We start from the raw sequence: 15,391 nt of genomic DNA on the forward strand, positions 1-15,391 counted from the left end.
GGCCAGTCTGTCGCTGAGCGCCGGGCCCGTATCGGCGCAAACCCCGCCCACATCCCCTTCGGTCGCACCCGCGACCGCTCCCTCTACGCCTTCACCCGGTCCTGCTGATGCTTCCGAACCGCGTAACAAACCCAGCCCTGAACCGCGTCAGCCGCCGCCCGGCCAACGCGATCTCGGCCTCGAACGCCAGTCCGCTCTCGGTCCCCCCCGTCGGCGTAGACGGAGGAGCAGCCTGATGGTCGGCATTCTCGAAGACAAGGACCGCATCTTCACCAACCTGTACGGCTTCCATGATTGGACGCTGGACGGAGCCAAGAGCCGCGGCGCCTGGAACGCCACCAAGGACATGCTGGACCTTGGCCGCGACTGGATCATCAATAACGTCAAGGCGTCCGGCCTGCGCGGCCGTGGCGGCGCCGGCTTCTCGACCGGGCTGAAGTGGTCCTTCATGCCCAAGGAAGTGAAGGATCGCCCTCACTACCTGGTCGTCAACGCCGACGAATCCGAGCCCGCGACCTGCAAGGACCGCGAGATCATGCGCCACGATCCGCATCTGCTGATCGAAGGCTGCCTGATCGCCAGCTTCGCCATGCAGGCCCACGCCTGCTACATCTATCTGCGCGGCGAATATGTGCTCGAGCGCGAGCGGATGGAGGCGGCGGTCAAACAGGCCTATGAGGCCCGGCTGATCGGCAAGGACAATGTCCATGGCTGGGACTTCGACGTCTATATCCACCACGGCGGCGGCGCCTATATCTGCGGCGAAGAGACCGCCCTGCTGGAATCCCTGGAAGGCAAGAAGGGCCAGCCGCGCCTGAAGCCGCCGTTCCCGGCCGGCGCGGGCCTGTACGGCTGCCCGACCACGGTGAACAACGTCGAGTCGATCGCCGTCGTCGGCACCATCCTGCGCCGCGGCGCGGACTGGTTCGCCAGCTTCGGCCGTCCGAACAACACCGGCACCAAGCTGATGTCGCTGTCGGGCCATGTGAACACGCCCTGCGTCGTCGAAGAGACCATGTCGATCCCGCTACGCCAGCTGATCGAAGAGCACGGCGGCGGCGTTCGCGGCGGCTGGGGCAATCTGAAGGCCATCATCCCCGGCGGCGCCTCCTGCCCGGTCATCACGCGCGAACAGGCGGAAACCGTGCTGATGGACTTCGATTCCATGCGCGAGGTTCGCTCGTCGCTGGGCACCGCCGGCGTCACCGTGATGGACGAGTCCACAGACATCGTGAAGGCGATCGCCCGCATCAGCTATTTCTTCAAGCACGAGAGCTGCGGCCAGTGCACGCCGTGCCGCGAGGGCACCGGCTGGATGTGGCGCGTGCTGGAGCGTATGGCCGTGGGCGAGGCCGATCCGTCGGAAATCGACCTGCTGCTGGACGTCGCCGGTCAGGTCGAGGGCCACACCATCTGCGCCCTGGGCGACGCGGCCGCCTGGCCGGTTCAGGGCTTGATCCGTCACTTCCGTCACGAGATTGAAGAGCGTATCGCCAACTACCGCAGCCGCCGCGCGAACTTCGCCGGCCACGCGATCGCTGCGGAGTAGGGATGCGCCGCTTGTCCGCCCTCGTGATCGGAGCCTTGGCTCTCGCCGCTTGCGGCGAGCGCGAGGCTGCGCCCACGCCTGCGGAAAAGGTCGCGGCCGCGGCCAAGCCGTCCGACGCCGTGAAGACGGCGCCGGCGGTCCTGACCCCGGCCGATCTGCGCCGGGTCTGTCGCGCGGGCCTCGCCGCCATTCACGGGCAGCAGCCCGGCGCCGTCGCCATCGACGGCGTGGAGGGCGAGGTGGTCCACGCCTCTTGGCGCGCCCCGGTCGACGGCGGCCGGATGCGCGCCGATTGCCGCGTCGAGAAAGACCTGATCGTGTGGAAGCCGCTCGATCTGCCCGATCCAACCTTCGTGCGCTGGATGAACCAGTCGGACGATCCGGTGGTCCGCTACGTCATGGACGGCGAGACGATCACCATCACCCAGACCCTCCCGGATGGGACGACGGAACAGGCCGAATTGGCCGTTCCTGCTGAAGAAGAGGCCCGCTGATGCCAGTCGCCAAGGTCAACGGCGTCGAAGTTGAGTTCGAGCCCGGCATGACCGTGCTCCAGGTCGCCGAGCGCGCGGGGCAGGAAATCCCGCGCTTCTGCTACCATGAACGCCTGTCCATCGCCGGCAACTGCCGCATGTGCCTGGTCGAGGTGAAGCCCGGACCGCCCAAGCCCCAGGCTTCGTGCGCGCTTCCGGCCGCCGACGGCCAGGAGATCTTCACCGACACCCCGATGGTGAAGAAGGCCCGCGAAGGCGTGATGGAGTTCCTGCTCATCAACCACCCGCTGGACTGCCCGATCTGCGACCAGGGCGGCGAGTGCGACCTGCAGGACCAGTCCATGGCCTATGGCCGCGATGGTTCTCGCTACGCCGAGAACAAGCGCGCGGTCGAAGAAAAGAACATGGGGCCGACGATCAAGACCTTCATGACGCGGTGCATCCAGTGCACCCGTTGCGTTCGCTTCATCACCGAGGTAGCGGGCGTGCCGGACATCGGCATGATCTCGCGCGGCGAGGACGCCGAGATCACCACCTATCTCGAGAAGTCGGTCGCCTCGGAGCTGTCGGGCAATGTCAACGACCTGTGCCCGGTCGGCGCCCTGACCCACCGGCCCTGGCAGTACCACTATCGCCCGTGGGAACTGAAGAAGACCGAGACCATCGACGTCATGGACGGCCTGGGCTCGAACATCCGCGCCGATTACCGCGGCTCCGAGGTCATGCGGGTCCTGCCGCGCGTCAACGAGGGGATCAACGAGGAGTGGCTGTCGGACAAGAGCCGCTATGTCGTCGACGGCCTGACCGCGCGCCGCCTGGACCGGCCGTGGATCCGCGAGAACGGCAAGCTGCGCGCCGCCACCTGGAACGAGGCGCTGGACGCCGTCGCCGCCAGGCTGAAGGCCGCCTCGGCCGACCGCATCGGCGTGATCGCCGGCGATCTGCAGGACGCCGAGTCGATGAAGGCGACCCTGGATCTGTTCCGCGCCCTGGGCTCTAAGAACACCGACTGCCGCCAGGACGGCGCCGCCCTGGGCTATGGCCCGCGCGAGGGCTGGTTGTTCAATACCGGCCTGGAAGGCATTGAAAAGGCGGACGCCATCCTGATCGTGGGCGCCAATCCGCGTGTCGAGGCGCCGCTGCTGAACGCCCGCCTGCGCAAGAGCTGGATCAAGGGCGGGGTCGAGATCGGCGTCATCGGCGAACAGGCCGACCTGACCTTCGACTACGCCTATCTGGGCGCCGGGTCCAAGACCCTGGCCAAGCTGCCCAAGTCGGCGATGGACTTCCTGACCAAGGCCGAGCGGCCGGCGATCATCGTCGGCTCCGGCGCGCTGGGCGGGGAGGGCGGCGCCGCCGTCCTGAACGCCCTGGGCGCCCTGGCCAAGAAGGTCGGGGTCGTGACCGACGGCTGGAACGGCTTCAACGTCCTGCACCACGCCGCCGCGCGCGTCGCCGGTCTGGACATGGGCTTCGTGCCGGCGGACGGAGGTCTGACGGCGGCGGACATGTTGAAGCCGGGCGCGCTGGACGTTCTGTTCCTGCTGGGCGCCGACGAGGTCGATCCGACCGGTTCGAACGCCTTCCGCGTCTATCTGGGCAGCCACGGCGACCGCGGCGCCCACGGCGCCGACGTCATCCTGCCGGGCGCGGCCTATACCGAGAAGTCGGGCCTGTATGTGAACACCGAGGGCCGGGTGCAGATGGCCGAACGCGTCGTCTTCCCCAAGGGCGAGGCCAAGGAAGACTGGGCCATCATCCGCGCCCTGTCCGCCCGCGTCGACCAGACCCTGCCTTACGACACCCTGGACCAGGTGCGCGCCAAGCTGATGGCCGATCATCCGACCTTCGGCCGGATCGACTATCTGCCGACGCCGGCCGCCTTTGACCCGTCGAAGCTGGGCGTCAAGGGCGACCTGGGCGACCGGGCCTTCACCTCGATCGTCGCCGATCCCTATCTTTCCAACCCGATCGCGCGCGCCAGTGCGACCATGGCCGAACTGTCCGCCCTGCGGATCGCCCCGGTCGCGATGGCGGCGGAGTAAGTCATGGACGCTGCTACCTCCTTTTGGGCCACGCCCGGCGGCTGGACGCTGATCACCCTCGGTCAGATCCTGCTGATCACCGTCGGCGTCCTGGTCGCCGTCGCCTTCCTGCTGCTGGCCGACCGCAAGGTCTGGGCCTCGGTGCAGATGCGCAAAGGGCCGAACGTCGTCGGTCCCTTCGGCCTGCTCCAGTCCTTCGCGGACATGATCAAATTCGTGCTGAAGGAGGTGGTCATCCCCTCCGGCGCGGACAAGGCGGTCTTCATCCTGGCGCCGATCATCACCGTCGTCCTGGCCTTCATGGCCTGGGCGGTGATCCCCTTTGCGCCGGGCTGGGTGGTGTCGGACCTGAACGTCGGCATCCTGTACATCTTCGCCGTGTCGTCGCTGGGCGTGTACGGCATCATCATGGGCGGCTGGGCTTCGAACTCGAAGTATCCGTTCCTGGGTTCGCTGCGTTCTGCGGCCCAGATGGTGTCCTATGAGGTCTCGCTGGGCCTGATCATCATCAATGTGATCCTGCTGGCCGGCACCATGAACCTGTCGCAGATCGTCGAAGGTCAAAGCGGCTATTTCTGGAACTGGTACGCCTTCGGCGGCGGGCAGGGCACCTGGCCCCTGATCGTCATCCTGTTCCCGATGTCGATCGTCTTCTTCGTCTCGGCCCTGGCGGAAACCAACCGCCCGCCGTTCGACCTGCCCGAAGCGGAGTCGGAACTGGTGGCCGGCTATCAGGTCGAATACAGTTCGACCACCTATCTGCTGTTCATGATGGGCGAGTACGTCAACATCGTCTTCATGTCGGCGATGATGACCATCCTGTTCTTCGGCGGCTGGAACCCCGGCTTCCTGTCGCAGGAGACGCTGGACGACCTGCCGGCCTGGATCGCCTATACGATCTATCTGCTGACCTTCGTCACCAAGACGGTCTTCTGGTTCCTGGCGATCGCCCTGGTGAAGGCCTTCGTGCCTCGCTTCCGCTATGACCAGCTGATGCGGCTGGGCTGGAAGATCTTCCTGCCTGCCTCTCTGGTCGCCGTGGTGGTCACCGCCGCCTGGCGCGTCTTCGCGGTGGGGGCCTAGATGGTCTCGCGCGCCGTCATCCTGGGCATGGCCGCGTCGGGGGGGCTCGCCGCCTGCACATTCGCGCCCATTCCCGCACCGGCGCCGACCGATCCCGCCGCGTCGCTGGAGCGGCGCGAGGACGGAGCGCGCCGTGACGGCGAGACGGTCAATCTGTGCCGGATGATGAACCGCGACGATCCCCGCTATAAGACGATGGACTGCAAGGACGTGCTGCGGAGGGCCGGAGCATGACCCGTCTGATCCTCCCGCTGCTGGTCCTCGCGCCTGTGATGACGGCCTGCGCCCCCGACACCCGCATGCCTGAATCCGGCTATCAGTGGCAGCAACGCCAGGAGCGGATCGAGCGCGAATGGCGCGCCGCCCAAAGCCAGGTTCCAGCCCAGACCCCGACCAAGACCCAGGCCGTCGCCCCGGCCCAGACTTCAACCAACGGCGCCCCGGCGCCAGAGGATCGCCTCTGATGTTCACCCGTATCGCCCAGGCCGCCAAGGGCGCGATGATGCTCGACGCCATCGGCGCCATCGGCCTGACCCTCAAATACATGGCCCGCCCCAAGGCGACCGTGAACTATCCGTTCGAGCGGAACCCGCAATCGCCCCGCTTCCGCGGCGAGCACGCTCTGCGCCGCTATCCGAACGGTGAAGAGCGCTGCATCGCCTGCAAACTGTGCGAGGCCATCTGCCCGGCCCAGGCCATCACCATCGAGGCCGAGCCCCGCGCCGACGGCAGCCGCCGCACGACCCGCTACGACATCGACATGGTCAAATGCATCTACTGCGGCCTGTGCCAGGAGGCCTGCCCGGTGGACGCCATCGTCGAGGGCCCGAACTCGGAGTTCACCGTCGAAACGCGCGAGGAGCTGCTGTACGACAAGGCCCGGCTGCTGGACAACGGCGACCGCTGGGAACGCCATATCGCTAAGAATCTGGAACTCGACGCGCCTTACCGCTAAGGCGCTCACGCTAACGGGTCGGCGATTCCCAAACGGGGTCACGACCGAGACGAAAGGGGCCTCGTCCCGACATGCTGCAAGGCATAGCCTTCTATCTGCTGGCGGCGACCGCCGTGGTGTCCGGCCTTCTGGTCGTGACCGCGCGCAATCCCGTGCACAGCGTTCTCTTCCTGATCCTGGCCTTCTTCTCCTCTGCGGGTCTGTTCGTCCTCCTCGGCGCCGAGTTCCTGGCGATGCTGCTGGTCGTCGTCTACGTCGGGGCAGTGGCGGTGCTGTTCCTGTTCGTCGTCATGATGCTGGACGTCGACTTCCTGAAGCTTCGGGGCGGCTACGCCCGCTATCTGCCGATCGGGGCCATCGTCGCGGCCGTGCTGCTGTTCGAGATGATCCTGGTGTCCATCGCCGTCATCCAGGGCGGCGCGACCGCCGGCCTGACGGCGCCGGGCGCGCCGAGCGCCGACATGACCAATGTCGAGGCCATCGGCCGGGTGCTCTATACCGACTATGTCTACTTCTTCCAGGCGGCCGGGATCGTGCTGCTGATCGCCATGATCGGCGCCATCACCCTGACCCTGCGCCACAAGCCGCATATCAAGCGCCAGAACATTTCGGACCAGGTCAACCGCTCCGCCGCCAAGGCGATGGAGGTCAAGTCGGTGCAGACCGGGCAGGGCGTCTCGCCCGAGGAGCTTCTCTGATGGAAATCGGTCTGATCCACTATCTCAGCACGGCCGCCGCCCTGTTCACCATCGGGGTCTTCGGCATCTTCGTGAACCGCAAGAACGTCATCATCATCCTGATGTCGATCGAGCTGATCCTGCTGGCCGTGAACATCAACTTCGTCGCCTTCTCGGCCTATCTCAATGAGGTGTCGGGGCAGATCATGGCCATGTTCGTCCTGACCGTGGCTGCGGCCGAGGCCGCCGTCGGCCTGGCCATTCTGGTGACCTTCTTCCGCAACCGCGGCGACATCGCCGTCGACGACGCCTCCGTGATGAAGGGCTGAGCGTGAACCTCCACACCCTGATCATTCTCGGGATCTTCGCCCCGCTGCTGGGCGCGACCGTCGCCGGCCTGTTCGGCCGCCGGATCGGCAACATCCCGTCGCAGACCGTCACGACCGGCCTGCTGTTCTTCTCGTGCGCCGTCGCCTGGACGGTCTTCGGCCAGTGGACCTGGGGCCATCTGGAGCCCTTCACTATCCGCCTGGCGCCCTTCATCAATGTGGGGGACTTCCAGTCGGCCTGGTCGATCCGCATCGACGCCCTGTCGGCGACCATGCTGATCGTGGTCACCAGCGTCTCTTCGCTGGTTCACCTCTACTCCTGGGGCTATATGGCCGAGGACGACAGCCGGCCGCGCTTCTTCGCCTATCTGTCCCTGTTCACCTTCATGATGCTGGCGCTGGTGACGGCCGCCGACTTCATGCAGATCTTCTTCGGCTGGGAAGGCGTGGGTCTGGCCTCCTATCTGCTGATCGGCTTCTGGTACAAGAAGCCGACCGCCAGCGCCGCCGCCATCAAGGCCTTCGTGGTCAACCGGGTCGGCGACTTCGGCTTCGTGCTGGGGATCATGACCGTCTTCTGGATGTACGGCACGATCGAGTTCGCCGAACTGTTCCCGCTGGTCGCCTCCAAGGCGGGGACGACCTGGGAGTTCCTGGGCGTCCAGTGGTCCGCGCTGGATCTGGCCGGCTTCCTGCTGTTCATCGGCGCCATGGGCAAGTCGGCCCAGTTCTTCCTGCACACCTGGCTGCCGGACGCGATGGAAGGCCCGACGCCGGTGTCCGCCCTGATTCACGCGGCCACCATGGTGACCGCCGGCGTCTATATGGTCTGCCTGCTGTCGCCGATCTATGAGCACGCCCCCGGCGCCGCCCAGATCATCGCCATCATCGGCGCGATCACGGCCCTGTTCGCCGCTACGGTCGGCCTGACCCAGAACGACATCAAGCGGGTCATCGCCTATTCGACCTGTTCGCAGCTGGGCTATATGTTCTTCGCGGCGGGCGTCGGCGCCTATCAGGCGGCCATGTTCCACCTGTTCACCCATGCCTTCTTCAAGGCCCTGCTGTTCCTGGGCGCCGGTTCGGTGATCCACGGCATGCACCACGAGCAGGACATGCGGAAAATGGGCGGTCTGTGGAAGCTGCTGCCGATCACCTATGCCGTCATGACCATCGGCACCATCGCCATCACCGGCCTGGGCATCCCCGGCGTCGGCGGCTTCGCCGGCTTCTATTCGAAGGACTCGATCATCGAGAGCGCCTACGCCTCGGCCGCCAGCGGCCATAGCGCGGTCGGCCTGTTCGCCTTCTTCGTCGGCATCATCGCCGCCGGTCTGACGGCCTACTATTCGTGGCGCCTGGTCTTCATGACCTTCCACAACAAGCCTGAGTGGAAGGAAGAGGGCGACGCTCACCACGCCGACGACCACGCCTCGCACGCCCAGCTGGAAACCCATTCCGAGCCGATCGCCGACGGTCACGACACGCACGGTCACGACGACCATGCCCACGACGACCACGGCCACCACGGCCCGCTGCACCCGCACGAGAGCCCCTGGGTCATGCTGGTTCCGCTGATCCTGCTGTCGGTCGGCGCCGTGGCTGCAGGCTTCGTCTTCGCGCCGCACTTCATCGGCCACCACGAGCATGAGTTCTGGCGTGGCGCCATCTTCACCGGCGAGCACAATCATGTGCTCCACGAAAGCCACGAGGTTCCGACCTGGGTGAAGTGGTCGCCCCTGATCCTGACCCTGATCGGCACGGCCTTCGCCTACTGGATCTATGTGGCGCGCGAGGGCATGGGCCGTCGCATGGCCGAGCGGGACGGCGCGATCTACCGCTTCCTCTACAACAAGTGGTACTTCGACGAGTTGTACGACTTCGTCTTCGTGCGCGGCTTCCGGGCCCTGGGCGACGCCTTCTGGAAGATCTTCGACGTGAAGATCATCGACGGCTTCGGCCCCAACGGCGCCGCCTGGGCCTCGCTGAAATCGGCCGGCTGGCTGTCCAAGTTCCAGTCCGGATTCCTCTACTACTATGCCTTCGTGATGCTGCTCGGGGTGGCTGGTCTGCTCACCTTCGCCATCCTCGCGTGGGGAGCCTGATCCCGTGCCCTACATCCTGAGCCTCGTTACCTTCCTGCCGCTGGTCGGCGCCCTGGCGATCTATCTCGCCCGGCTGGCCTCCAAGTCCCAGGACGCCGCCGCCCCGGCCGCGCGCTGGATCGCCCTGCTGATGACCCTGGTCGTCCTGGGCGTCTCGGTCGTGCTGGTCGCCGGTTTCGATCCGTCGAATACCGCCTATCAGTTCGTCGAAATGGTCCCCTGGTTCGCCGGGGCCAGCTATCATCTGGGCGTCGACGGGGTGTCGGTGCTGTTCGTCCTGCTGACGGCCTTCCTGATGCCGATCTGCATCCTGGCCAGCTGGAAGTCGATCGAGACGCGCGTCGTCGAATATATGATCGCCTTCCTGATCCTGGAGACCCTGGTCATCGGCGTCTTCACGGCTCTGGATCTGTATCTCTTCTACATCTTCTTCGAAGGCACCCTGGTGCCGATGTTCCTGATCATCGGCATCTGGGGCGGCGCCAACCGGATCTACGCGGCCTACAAATTCTTCCTCTACACCCTGCTGGGGTCGGTGCTGATGCTGCTGGCCATGCTGTGGATGTCGCACACCGCCGGCACCACCAGCATTCCGGAGCTGAAGCAGTACGCCTTCAGCCCCGCCGTTCAGCCCATCCTTTGGCTGGCCTTCTTCGCCTCCTTCGCGGTCAAAATGCCGATGTGGCCGGTCCACACCTGGCTGCCCGACGCCCACGTTCAGGCGCCGACGGCGGGCTCGGTCATCTTGGCCGGCATCCTGCTGAAGCTGGGCGGTTACGGCTTCATCCTGTTCAACGTGCCCATGTTCCCGGTCGCGTCCGAGATGTTCCGCCCCCTGGTCTTCACCCTGTCGGTGATCGCCATCGTCTATACCTCGCTGGTCGCCTGGCGTCAGACGGACATCAAGAAGCTGATCGCCTATTCGTCGGTCGCCCACATGGGCTTCGTCACCCTGGGCATCTTCTCGGGCAATGATCAGGGCATGCAGGGCGCCGTCTTCCAGATGATCAGCCACGGCCTGATCTCGGGCGCGCTCTTCCTGTGCGTCGGCGTCGTCTATGACCGGATGCATACGCGCGAGATCGCCTTCTACGGTGGCCTGACGTCGCGCATGCCCTGGTTCGCCGCCATCTTCCTGATGTTCACCATGGCCAATGTCGGCCTGCCGGGCACCTCGGGCTTCATCGGCGAAGTCCTGACCATGACGGGCGCCTATCAGGCCTCGACCTGGGCGGCCCTGGTGGCGGCGTCGGGCGTCATCTTCTCGGCGGTCTACGCCCTGACCCTGTATCGTTCGGTCATGTTCGGCGAGATCACCAATCCGAAGCTGATGACCATCGCCGACATCGACAAGCGTGAGCTGCTGCTGTTCGTGCCGCTGATCGTCGGCACCCTGTGGCTGGGCGTCCAACCCGGCGCCGTCCTCGATTACACCGGGCCCGCCGTCGAGGCCCTGACCAATGCCTATCGCGTCGCGATCGGCGGGTGAGACCAAGCATGCCTGATCTGTCCTCCGCCCTGCACCTCGCCGCCTCGGAGCTGACCCTCGCGGTCGGCGCCCTGGTCTTGCTGATGGTCGGCGCCTTCATCGGCGACAAGAGCGCCCGGCTGGTGTCCGTCCTTTCGGTCCTGCTGCTGATCGCCGCCGCCGTCGTCGCCGTCATGGGACCGTGGGGCGTCGCCTTCAACGGCGCCTATGTGGCCGACCCCCTGGCCATCTACGGCAAGAGCGTCATCTATCTGTCCGCCGCCGTGGCCGTCGTGCTCGGCGACGGCTGGATGAAGCGCACCCGCATCGCCAAGTTCGAATATCCGGTCCTGATCGTTCTCGCGGCGGTCGGCATGGGGATGATGGCCTCCTCGGGCGATCTGATCTCCATGTATGTCGGCATCGAGCTGCATTCGCTGGCCCTGTACGTCCTGGCCGCCTTCCACCGCGACGACGCCAAGGCGTCGGAAGCGGGCCTGAAGTATTTTGTGCTCGGCGCCCTGTCGTCCGGCCTGCTGCTGTACGGCGCCAGTCTGATCTACGGCTTCGCCGGCTCGATGCGCTTTGAGGACATCGCCGCTTTCGCCCAGGACCATCCGGGCCCGGGCCTGGTGTTTGGCCTGGTCTTCCTGATCTGTGGTCTGGCGTTCAAGGTTTCGGCGGCCCCCTTCCACATGTGGACGCCTGATGTTTACGAAGGCGCCCCGACCCCGGTCGTGGCCCTGTTCGCCACCGCGCCCAAGATGGCCGCCATGGTGCTGATCGCCCGCGTTCTGGAAGGCGGCTTCGCCGAGGCCCACGCCCAGTGGTCGCAGGTCCTGATCGCCATCTCCCTGCTCAGCTTCGTGGTCGGCGCCTTCGGCGGCATCGCCCAGAAGGACATCCAGCGTCTGCTGGCCTATTCGTCGATCGCCAACATCGGCTACGCCCTGTTGGGCATCGCCGCGGGCACCAGTGCGGGCCTTCAGGCCATGCTGATGTTCATGACCCTGTATGTCATCGACCAACTGGGCTTCTTCGCCATCCTGCTCAGCCTGTCCAAGTCGGGCCGCCCGATCCGACGCATCGCCGATCTCGCCGGTCTGAAGAAGGATCGTCCGGTCACCGCTGTGGCCCTGACCGTCCTGTCCTTGTCGGTGCTGGGCATGCCGCCGCTGTCGGGCTTCTGGGCCAAATACTATGTGTTCGGGGCCGCTGCCTCCGCCGGCTTGTGGCCGGTCGCCGCTGTCGGTCTGGTCGCCTCGGTCGTCGCCGCCTTCTACTATCTGCGGATCATCAAGCTGATGTGGTTCGATGCGCCCGTGGATGAGATCGCGATGGACAAGGCCTCGCCGGAAACCAACGTCATCGGCTGGGCCTGCGCCGCCTTCGCCTTCCCCCTGGTGATCGTCGGTCTGACCTGGCTGGAGCCGCTGACCAAGGTTGCGAGCGCCGGCTTCGGGAACGGTTAGGGCTTTGACGCCCGCCCCCCTGGTCATCCTCGACGAGATCGACTCGACCAACGCCGAGGCCCGGCGTCTCGCCGAGGCTGGAGAAGCCGGGCCGCGCTGGATCGTGGCTCGGCGCCAGACCGCCGGTCGCGGTCGCCGCGGCCGCAAGTGGGAGACGGAACAGGGCAACCTGGCCGCCACCCTTTTGATCACCACGCCCAAGTCGGCGGCCGAGGCGGCCCAGGCCACCTTCGTCGCCGCCCTGGCCGTCGCCGACCTGCTGGACGTCTTCGTCTCGCCGGCCCTGGTCTCGATCAAATGGCCGAACGACGTCCTGCTGGACGGGGTCAAGGTCTCCGGCATCCTGGTCGAGTCCGGCGCCCATGCGAACGGCGACCTGTGGCTGGCCGTCGGCATCGGCGTGAACCTGGCCCATGCGCCGGACAATACGGAGCGGGGCGCGACTGCGGTCGCCGATCGGCTGCGCGCCGACCTGGCCTTCGCCCCCCCCATCGAGGCCGCCGCCGAGATCCTGGCCGAGACCTTCGCCGTCTGGTGGGGCCGCTGGCAGACCCTGGGCTTCGAGCCTGTGCTGGACGCGTGGAGCAGCCGCCTGACCGGGCTGAACGGCCCGTGCGTCGCCCGCCTGGACAATGAGACCCTGGAAGGCCTGGCCGAGGGTGTCGAGGCGGACGGGGCGCTGCGTCTGCGTCTGACCGACGGCTCCGTGCGGCTGATCTCGGCGGGCGACGTCTTCTTCGGCAAGGCGAACTGATGCTGCTCGCCATCGAACAGGGCAACACCAATACGCTGTTCGCCGTTCACGACGGTTCGGACTGGATCGCCCAATGGCGCGCTGCCACAGAGGCCAGCCGCACCGCCGACGAATACGCCGTCTGGCTGAACCAGCTGATGGTCATGAAGGGTCTGCAGTTCGCCGCCCTGACCGGCTGCATCATCTCCAGCGTAGTGCCCCAGTCCATCTTCAACCTGCGCAATCTGTCGCGCCGCTATCTGAACATCGAACCCCTGGTGATCGGCGAAAACGCCAAGCTCGGCATCGACGTCCGCATCGCCAAGCCCAGCGAGGCGGGCGCCGACCGTCTGGTCAACGCCATCGGGGCCAAGCTTGTCTATCCGGGCGACCTGATCGTGATCGACAGCGGCACGGCCACCACCTTCGACATCGTCGCCGACGACGGCGCCTTCGAGGGCGGTCTGATCGCGCCGGGGATCAATCTGTCGCTCCAGGCCCTGCACGAGGCCGCCGCCAAACTGCCGCGCATCGCCATACAGAAGCCCGAACACGTCATCGGCAAGGGTACGGTCGAGGCCATGCAGTCCGGCGTCTTCTGGGGCTATATTTCATTGATCGAAGGCCTGGTCGCGCGCATCAAGGCGGAATGGGCGCGGCCCATGACCGTCATTGGAACCGGCGGGGTCGCCAGCCTGTTCGAAGGCGCGACCGACAGCATTGATCACTTCGATCCCGACCTGACTATCCGCGGCCTCCTCGAAATCTGGCGTCGTAACGCCCATTTGACGGACTGAATGAAAAAGCAAACCCAAGACGAACTCGTTTTCCTGCCGCTGGGCGGCTCGGACGAGGTCGGTATGAACCTCAACGCCTATGGCTTCGGGCCAGAGGCTGATCGTGAATGGCTGATCGTCGACGTCGGCGTCACCTTCGGCGACCTCTCGACGCCCGGCGTGGACGTGATCGTGCCGGACCCCACCTATCTGGAAGGGGAGACGATCAAGGGCATCGTCCTGACCCATGCGCACGAAGACCATATCGGCGCCCTGGGCTGGCTGTGGCCGCGGCTGAAGGCGCCGGTCTACGCCACGCCCTTCACCGCCTATCTGATCCGCGACAAGCTGCGCGAGCGCGGCATTCTGGACGAGGTCGAACTGATCGAGGTTCCCCTGGGCGGAACCGTCGACATCGGCCCGTTCGGCGTCACCTTCGTCAACATGACCCATTCGATCGCCGAGCCCAGCGGTCTGGCCATCGACACCCCCCTGGGCACGGTGTTCCATACCGGCGACTGGAAGATCGACGACCAACCGGTCATCGGGACCAAGACGGACGCCCCGACCATCCGCGGCCTGGGCGACGAGGGCGTCCTGGCCATGGTCTGCGACTCGACCAATGTCTTCGTGCCGGGCGTGGCCGGGTCGGAAGGCGACGTGGCCGTGGCCCTGGCCAAGCTGATCTCGACTTTGAAGGGCCGGGTCGCCGTCGGATGCTTCGCCTCCAACGTCGCGCGGATGGACAGCGTCATCCGCGCCGCCGAGGCGTGCGGGCGTCGCGTCGCCCTGGCTGGCCGGTCGATGCACCGGATCACGGCGGCCGCCAAACACGTCGGCATGCTGCAGGACGTGAAGCCCTTCCTGTCGGACGAGGAGGCGCGCGTTTGGCCCGCCGACCAGATCCTGTACCTGTGCACCGGCAGCCAGGGCGAGGCGAGGGCGGCCCTGTCGCGCGTCGCCGACGGCACGCACCCCGTCGTGAAACTGGGCCTCGGCGACCACTGCATTTTCTCGTCGCGCCAGATCCCCGGCAACGAACTGGCCATCGGCAATCTGCAGGACCGTCTCGCGGACCGGGGCGTGCGCCTCTACACCGAGAAGGATCACCCCGGCATCCACGTCTCCGGCCACCCGTGCCGCGACGAGCTGAAGCAAATGTACGAATGGGTCCGGCCGCAGATCGCGGTTCCGACCCACGGGGTGCGCCGCTTCCTGCTGGAGCACGCCAACCTGGCCAAGGAAGTCGGGGTCAAGGAGACGGTGACCCCGCGCAACGGCGACATGGTCCGCCTGGCGCCCGGTCCGGCGCAGATAATCGACGAAGTGCCGAACGGCCGGCTCTATGTCGATGGCGGCATGCTGGTGACCGAACAGGGCGAGGCCCTGAAGGAGCGTCGCCACGCCTCGACCAATGGCGTGCTGATCGTCAGCTTCGCCCTGGACAAGCGCGGCCGGATCGTCAGCGACATCGACATCCGCAGCGTCGGCCTGCCGGGCGACACCGCCACGCCTCTGGGCGACGCCCTGGACAATCTGGCCGAGCGGGTCGAGCAGGTGGTCAAGAGCCTGAAGGGCGAGGCTCTGGAGGACGAACTGGTCATCGAACAGGCCGTCGCCCGCGTGCTGAAGAAGGCCAGCCAGCAGATCTGGGATCGCCGTCCCATCGTCGAGACGGTCGTCCTGCGGGTCTGACGGCGCCTTC

General features: G+C 66.3%; 15 protein-coding genes. All 15 read left to right on the forward strand.

What is annotated here, in order from left to right; translation table 11 throughout:
* Positions 1-235: 235 nt before the first annotated feature.
* The 15 genes from nuoF (at position 236) to JL11_RS10025 (ending at position 15,381) form a co-directional block, all read left to right on the forward strand.
* Positions 236-1,549: an NADH-quinone oxidoreductase subunit NuoF gene (gene nuoF / locus JL11_RS09955; RefSeq protein ID WP_054765532.1), complete on the forward strand. Its 1,314-nt coding sequence runs from the start codon at positions 236-238 to the stop codon at positions 1,547-1,549.
* A gap of 2 nt (positions 1,550-1,551) precedes the next feature.
* Positions 1,552-2,043 carry a hypothetical protein gene (locus tag JL11_RS09960; protein WP_054765533.1) on the forward strand — a complete coding sequence of 164 codons (492 nt, stop codon included), beginning with the start codon at positions 1,552-1,554 and terminating at the stop codon, positions 2,041-2,043.
* Positions 2,043-4,088: an NADH-quinone oxidoreductase subunit NuoG gene (gene nuoG / locus JL11_RS09965; RefSeq protein ID WP_054765534.1), complete on the forward strand. Its 2,046-nt coding sequence runs from the start codon at positions 2,043-2,045 to the stop codon at positions 4,086-4,088. The genes JL11_RS09960 and nuoG overlap by 1 nt, the downstream gene beginning before the upstream one ends.
* A 3-nt stretch (positions 4,089-4,091) precedes the next feature.
* Positions 4,092-5,171: an NADH-quinone oxidoreductase subunit NuoH gene (nuoH, locus tag JL11_RS09970; protein WP_054765535.1), complete on the forward strand. Its 1,080-nt coding sequence runs from the start codon at positions 4,092-4,094 to the stop codon at positions 5,169-5,171.
* Positions 5,172-5,405 (forward strand): hypothetical protein, encoded by a 234-nt coding sequence (locus tag JL11_RS09975; protein WP_054765536.1) that lies wholly within the window; start codon positions 5,172-5,174, stop codon positions 5,403-5,405. It begins immediately after the preceding gene.
* Entirely contained in the window at positions 5,402-5,635 is a 234-nt protein-coding gene (locus JL11_RS09980; protein ID WP_054765537.1) for a hypothetical protein, read from the forward strand. Before JL11_RS09975 ends, JL11_RS09980 begins: the two co-directional genes overlap by 4 nt.
* Positions 5,635-6,126, forward strand: a complete 492-nt coding sequence (gene nuoI / locus JL11_RS09985; RefSeq protein WP_054765538.1) for an NADH-quinone oxidoreductase subunit NuoI — start codon at positions 5,635-5,637, stop codon at positions 6,124-6,126. The genes JL11_RS09980 and nuoI overlap by 1 nt, the downstream gene beginning before the upstream one ends.
* 71 nt (positions 6,127-6,197) lie before the next feature.
* On the forward strand, positions 6,198-6,824 hold the full coding sequence (locus JL11_RS09990) for an NADH-quinone oxidoreductase subunit J (RefSeq protein WP_054765539.1): 627 nt from the start codon (positions 6,198-6,200) through the stop codon (positions 6,822-6,824).
* On the forward strand, positions 6,824-7,132 hold the full coding sequence (nuoK, locus tag JL11_RS09995) for an NADH-quinone oxidoreductase subunit NuoK (protein WP_054765540.1): 309 nt from the start codon (positions 6,824-6,826) through the stop codon (positions 7,130-7,132). The genes JL11_RS09990 and nuoK overlap by 1 nt, the downstream gene beginning before the upstream one ends.
* A 2-nt stretch (positions 7,133-7,134) precedes the next feature.
* Positions 7,135-9,237, forward strand: a complete 2,103-nt coding sequence (nuoL, locus tag JL11_RS10000; protein ID WP_054765541.1) for an NADH-quinone oxidoreductase subunit L — start codon at positions 7,135-7,137, stop codon at positions 9,235-9,237.
* Between the two features lie 4 nt (positions 9,238-9,241).
* Positions 9,242-10,726, forward strand: coding sequence for an NADH-quinone oxidoreductase subunit M (locus tag JL11_RS10005; protein WP_054765542.1), 1,485 nt, complete (start codon positions 9,242-9,244; stop codon positions 10,724-10,726).
* An 8-nt stretch (positions 10,727-10,734) separates the two neighbouring features.
* Positions 10,735-12,177 carry an NADH-quinone oxidoreductase subunit NuoN gene (nuoN, locus tag JL11_RS10010; RefSeq protein ID WP_054765543.1) on the forward strand — a complete coding sequence of 481 codons (1,443 nt, stop codon included), beginning with the start codon at positions 10,735-10,737 and terminating at the stop codon, positions 12,175-12,177.
* A gap of 4 nt (positions 12,178-12,181) precedes the next feature.
* Entirely contained in the window at positions 12,182-12,931 is a 750-nt protein-coding gene (locus JL11_RS10015; protein ID WP_082382675.1) for a biotin--[acetyl-CoA-carboxylase] ligase, read from the forward strand.
* On the forward strand, positions 12,928-13,707 hold the full coding sequence (locus tag JL11_RS10020; protein ID WP_054765545.1) for a type III pantothenate kinase: 780 nt from the start codon (positions 12,928-12,930) through the stop codon (positions 13,705-13,707). The genes JL11_RS10015 and JL11_RS10020 overlap by 4 nt, the downstream gene beginning before the upstream one ends.
* Positions 13,708-15,381 (forward strand): ribonuclease J, encoded by a 1,674-nt coding sequence (locus tag JL11_RS10025; protein ID WP_054765546.1) that lies wholly within the window; start codon positions 13,708-13,710, stop codon positions 15,379-15,381.
* Positions 15,382-15,391: the final 10 nt, after the last annotated feature.

The sequence above is a fragment of the Brevundimonas sp. DS20 genome, assembly GCF_001310255.1.
Classification (GTDB): Bacteria; Pseudomonadota; Alphaproteobacteria; order Caulobacterales; family Caulobacteraceae; genus Brevundimonas; species Brevundimonas aurantiaca.

Excerpts from the sequence above, each read along its gene's own strand:
- nuoF (WP_054765532.1), top strand. The coding sequence starts at position 236 with ATGGTCGGCATTCTCGAAGACAAGGACCGCATCTTCACCAACCTGTAC.
- JL11_RS09960 (WP_054765533.1), top strand. The coding sequence starts at position 1,552 with ATGCGCCGCTTGTCCGCCCTCGTGATCGGAGCCTTGGCTCTCGCCGCT.
- nuoG (WP_054765534.1), top strand. The coding sequence starts at position 2,043 with ATGCCAGTCGCCAAGGTCAACGGCGTCGAAGTTGAGTTCGAGCCCGGC.
- nuoH (WP_054765535.1), top strand. The coding sequence starts at position 4,092 with ATGGACGCTGCTACCTCCTTTTGGGCCACGCCCGGCGGCTGGACGCTG.
- JL11_RS09975 (WP_054765536.1), top strand. The coding sequence starts at position 5,172 with ATGGTCTCGCGCGCCGTCATCCTGGGCATGGCCGCGTCGGGGGGGCTC.
- JL11_RS09980 (WP_054765537.1), top strand. The coding sequence starts at position 5,402 with ATGACCCGTCTGATCCTCCCGCTGCTGGTCCTCGCGCCTGTGATGACG.
- nuoI (WP_054765538.1), top strand. The coding sequence starts at position 5,635 with ATGTTCACCCGTATCGCCCAGGCCGCCAAGGGCGCGATGATGCTCGAC.
- JL11_RS09990 (WP_054765539.1), top strand. The coding sequence starts at position 6,198 with ATGCTGCAAGGCATAGCCTTCTATCTGCTGGCGGCGACCGCCGTGGTG.
- nuoK (WP_054765540.1), top strand. The coding sequence starts at position 6,824 with ATGGAAATCGGTCTGATCCACTATCTCAGCACGGCCGCCGCCCTGTTC.
- nuoN (WP_054765543.1), top strand. The coding sequence starts at position 10,735 with ATGCCTGATCTGTCCTCCGCCCTGCACCTCGCCGCCTCGGAGCTGACC.
- JL11_RS10025 (WP_054765546.1), top strand. The coding sequence starts at position 13,708 with ATGAAAAAGCAAACCCAAGACGAACTCGTTTTCCTGCCGCTGGGCGGC.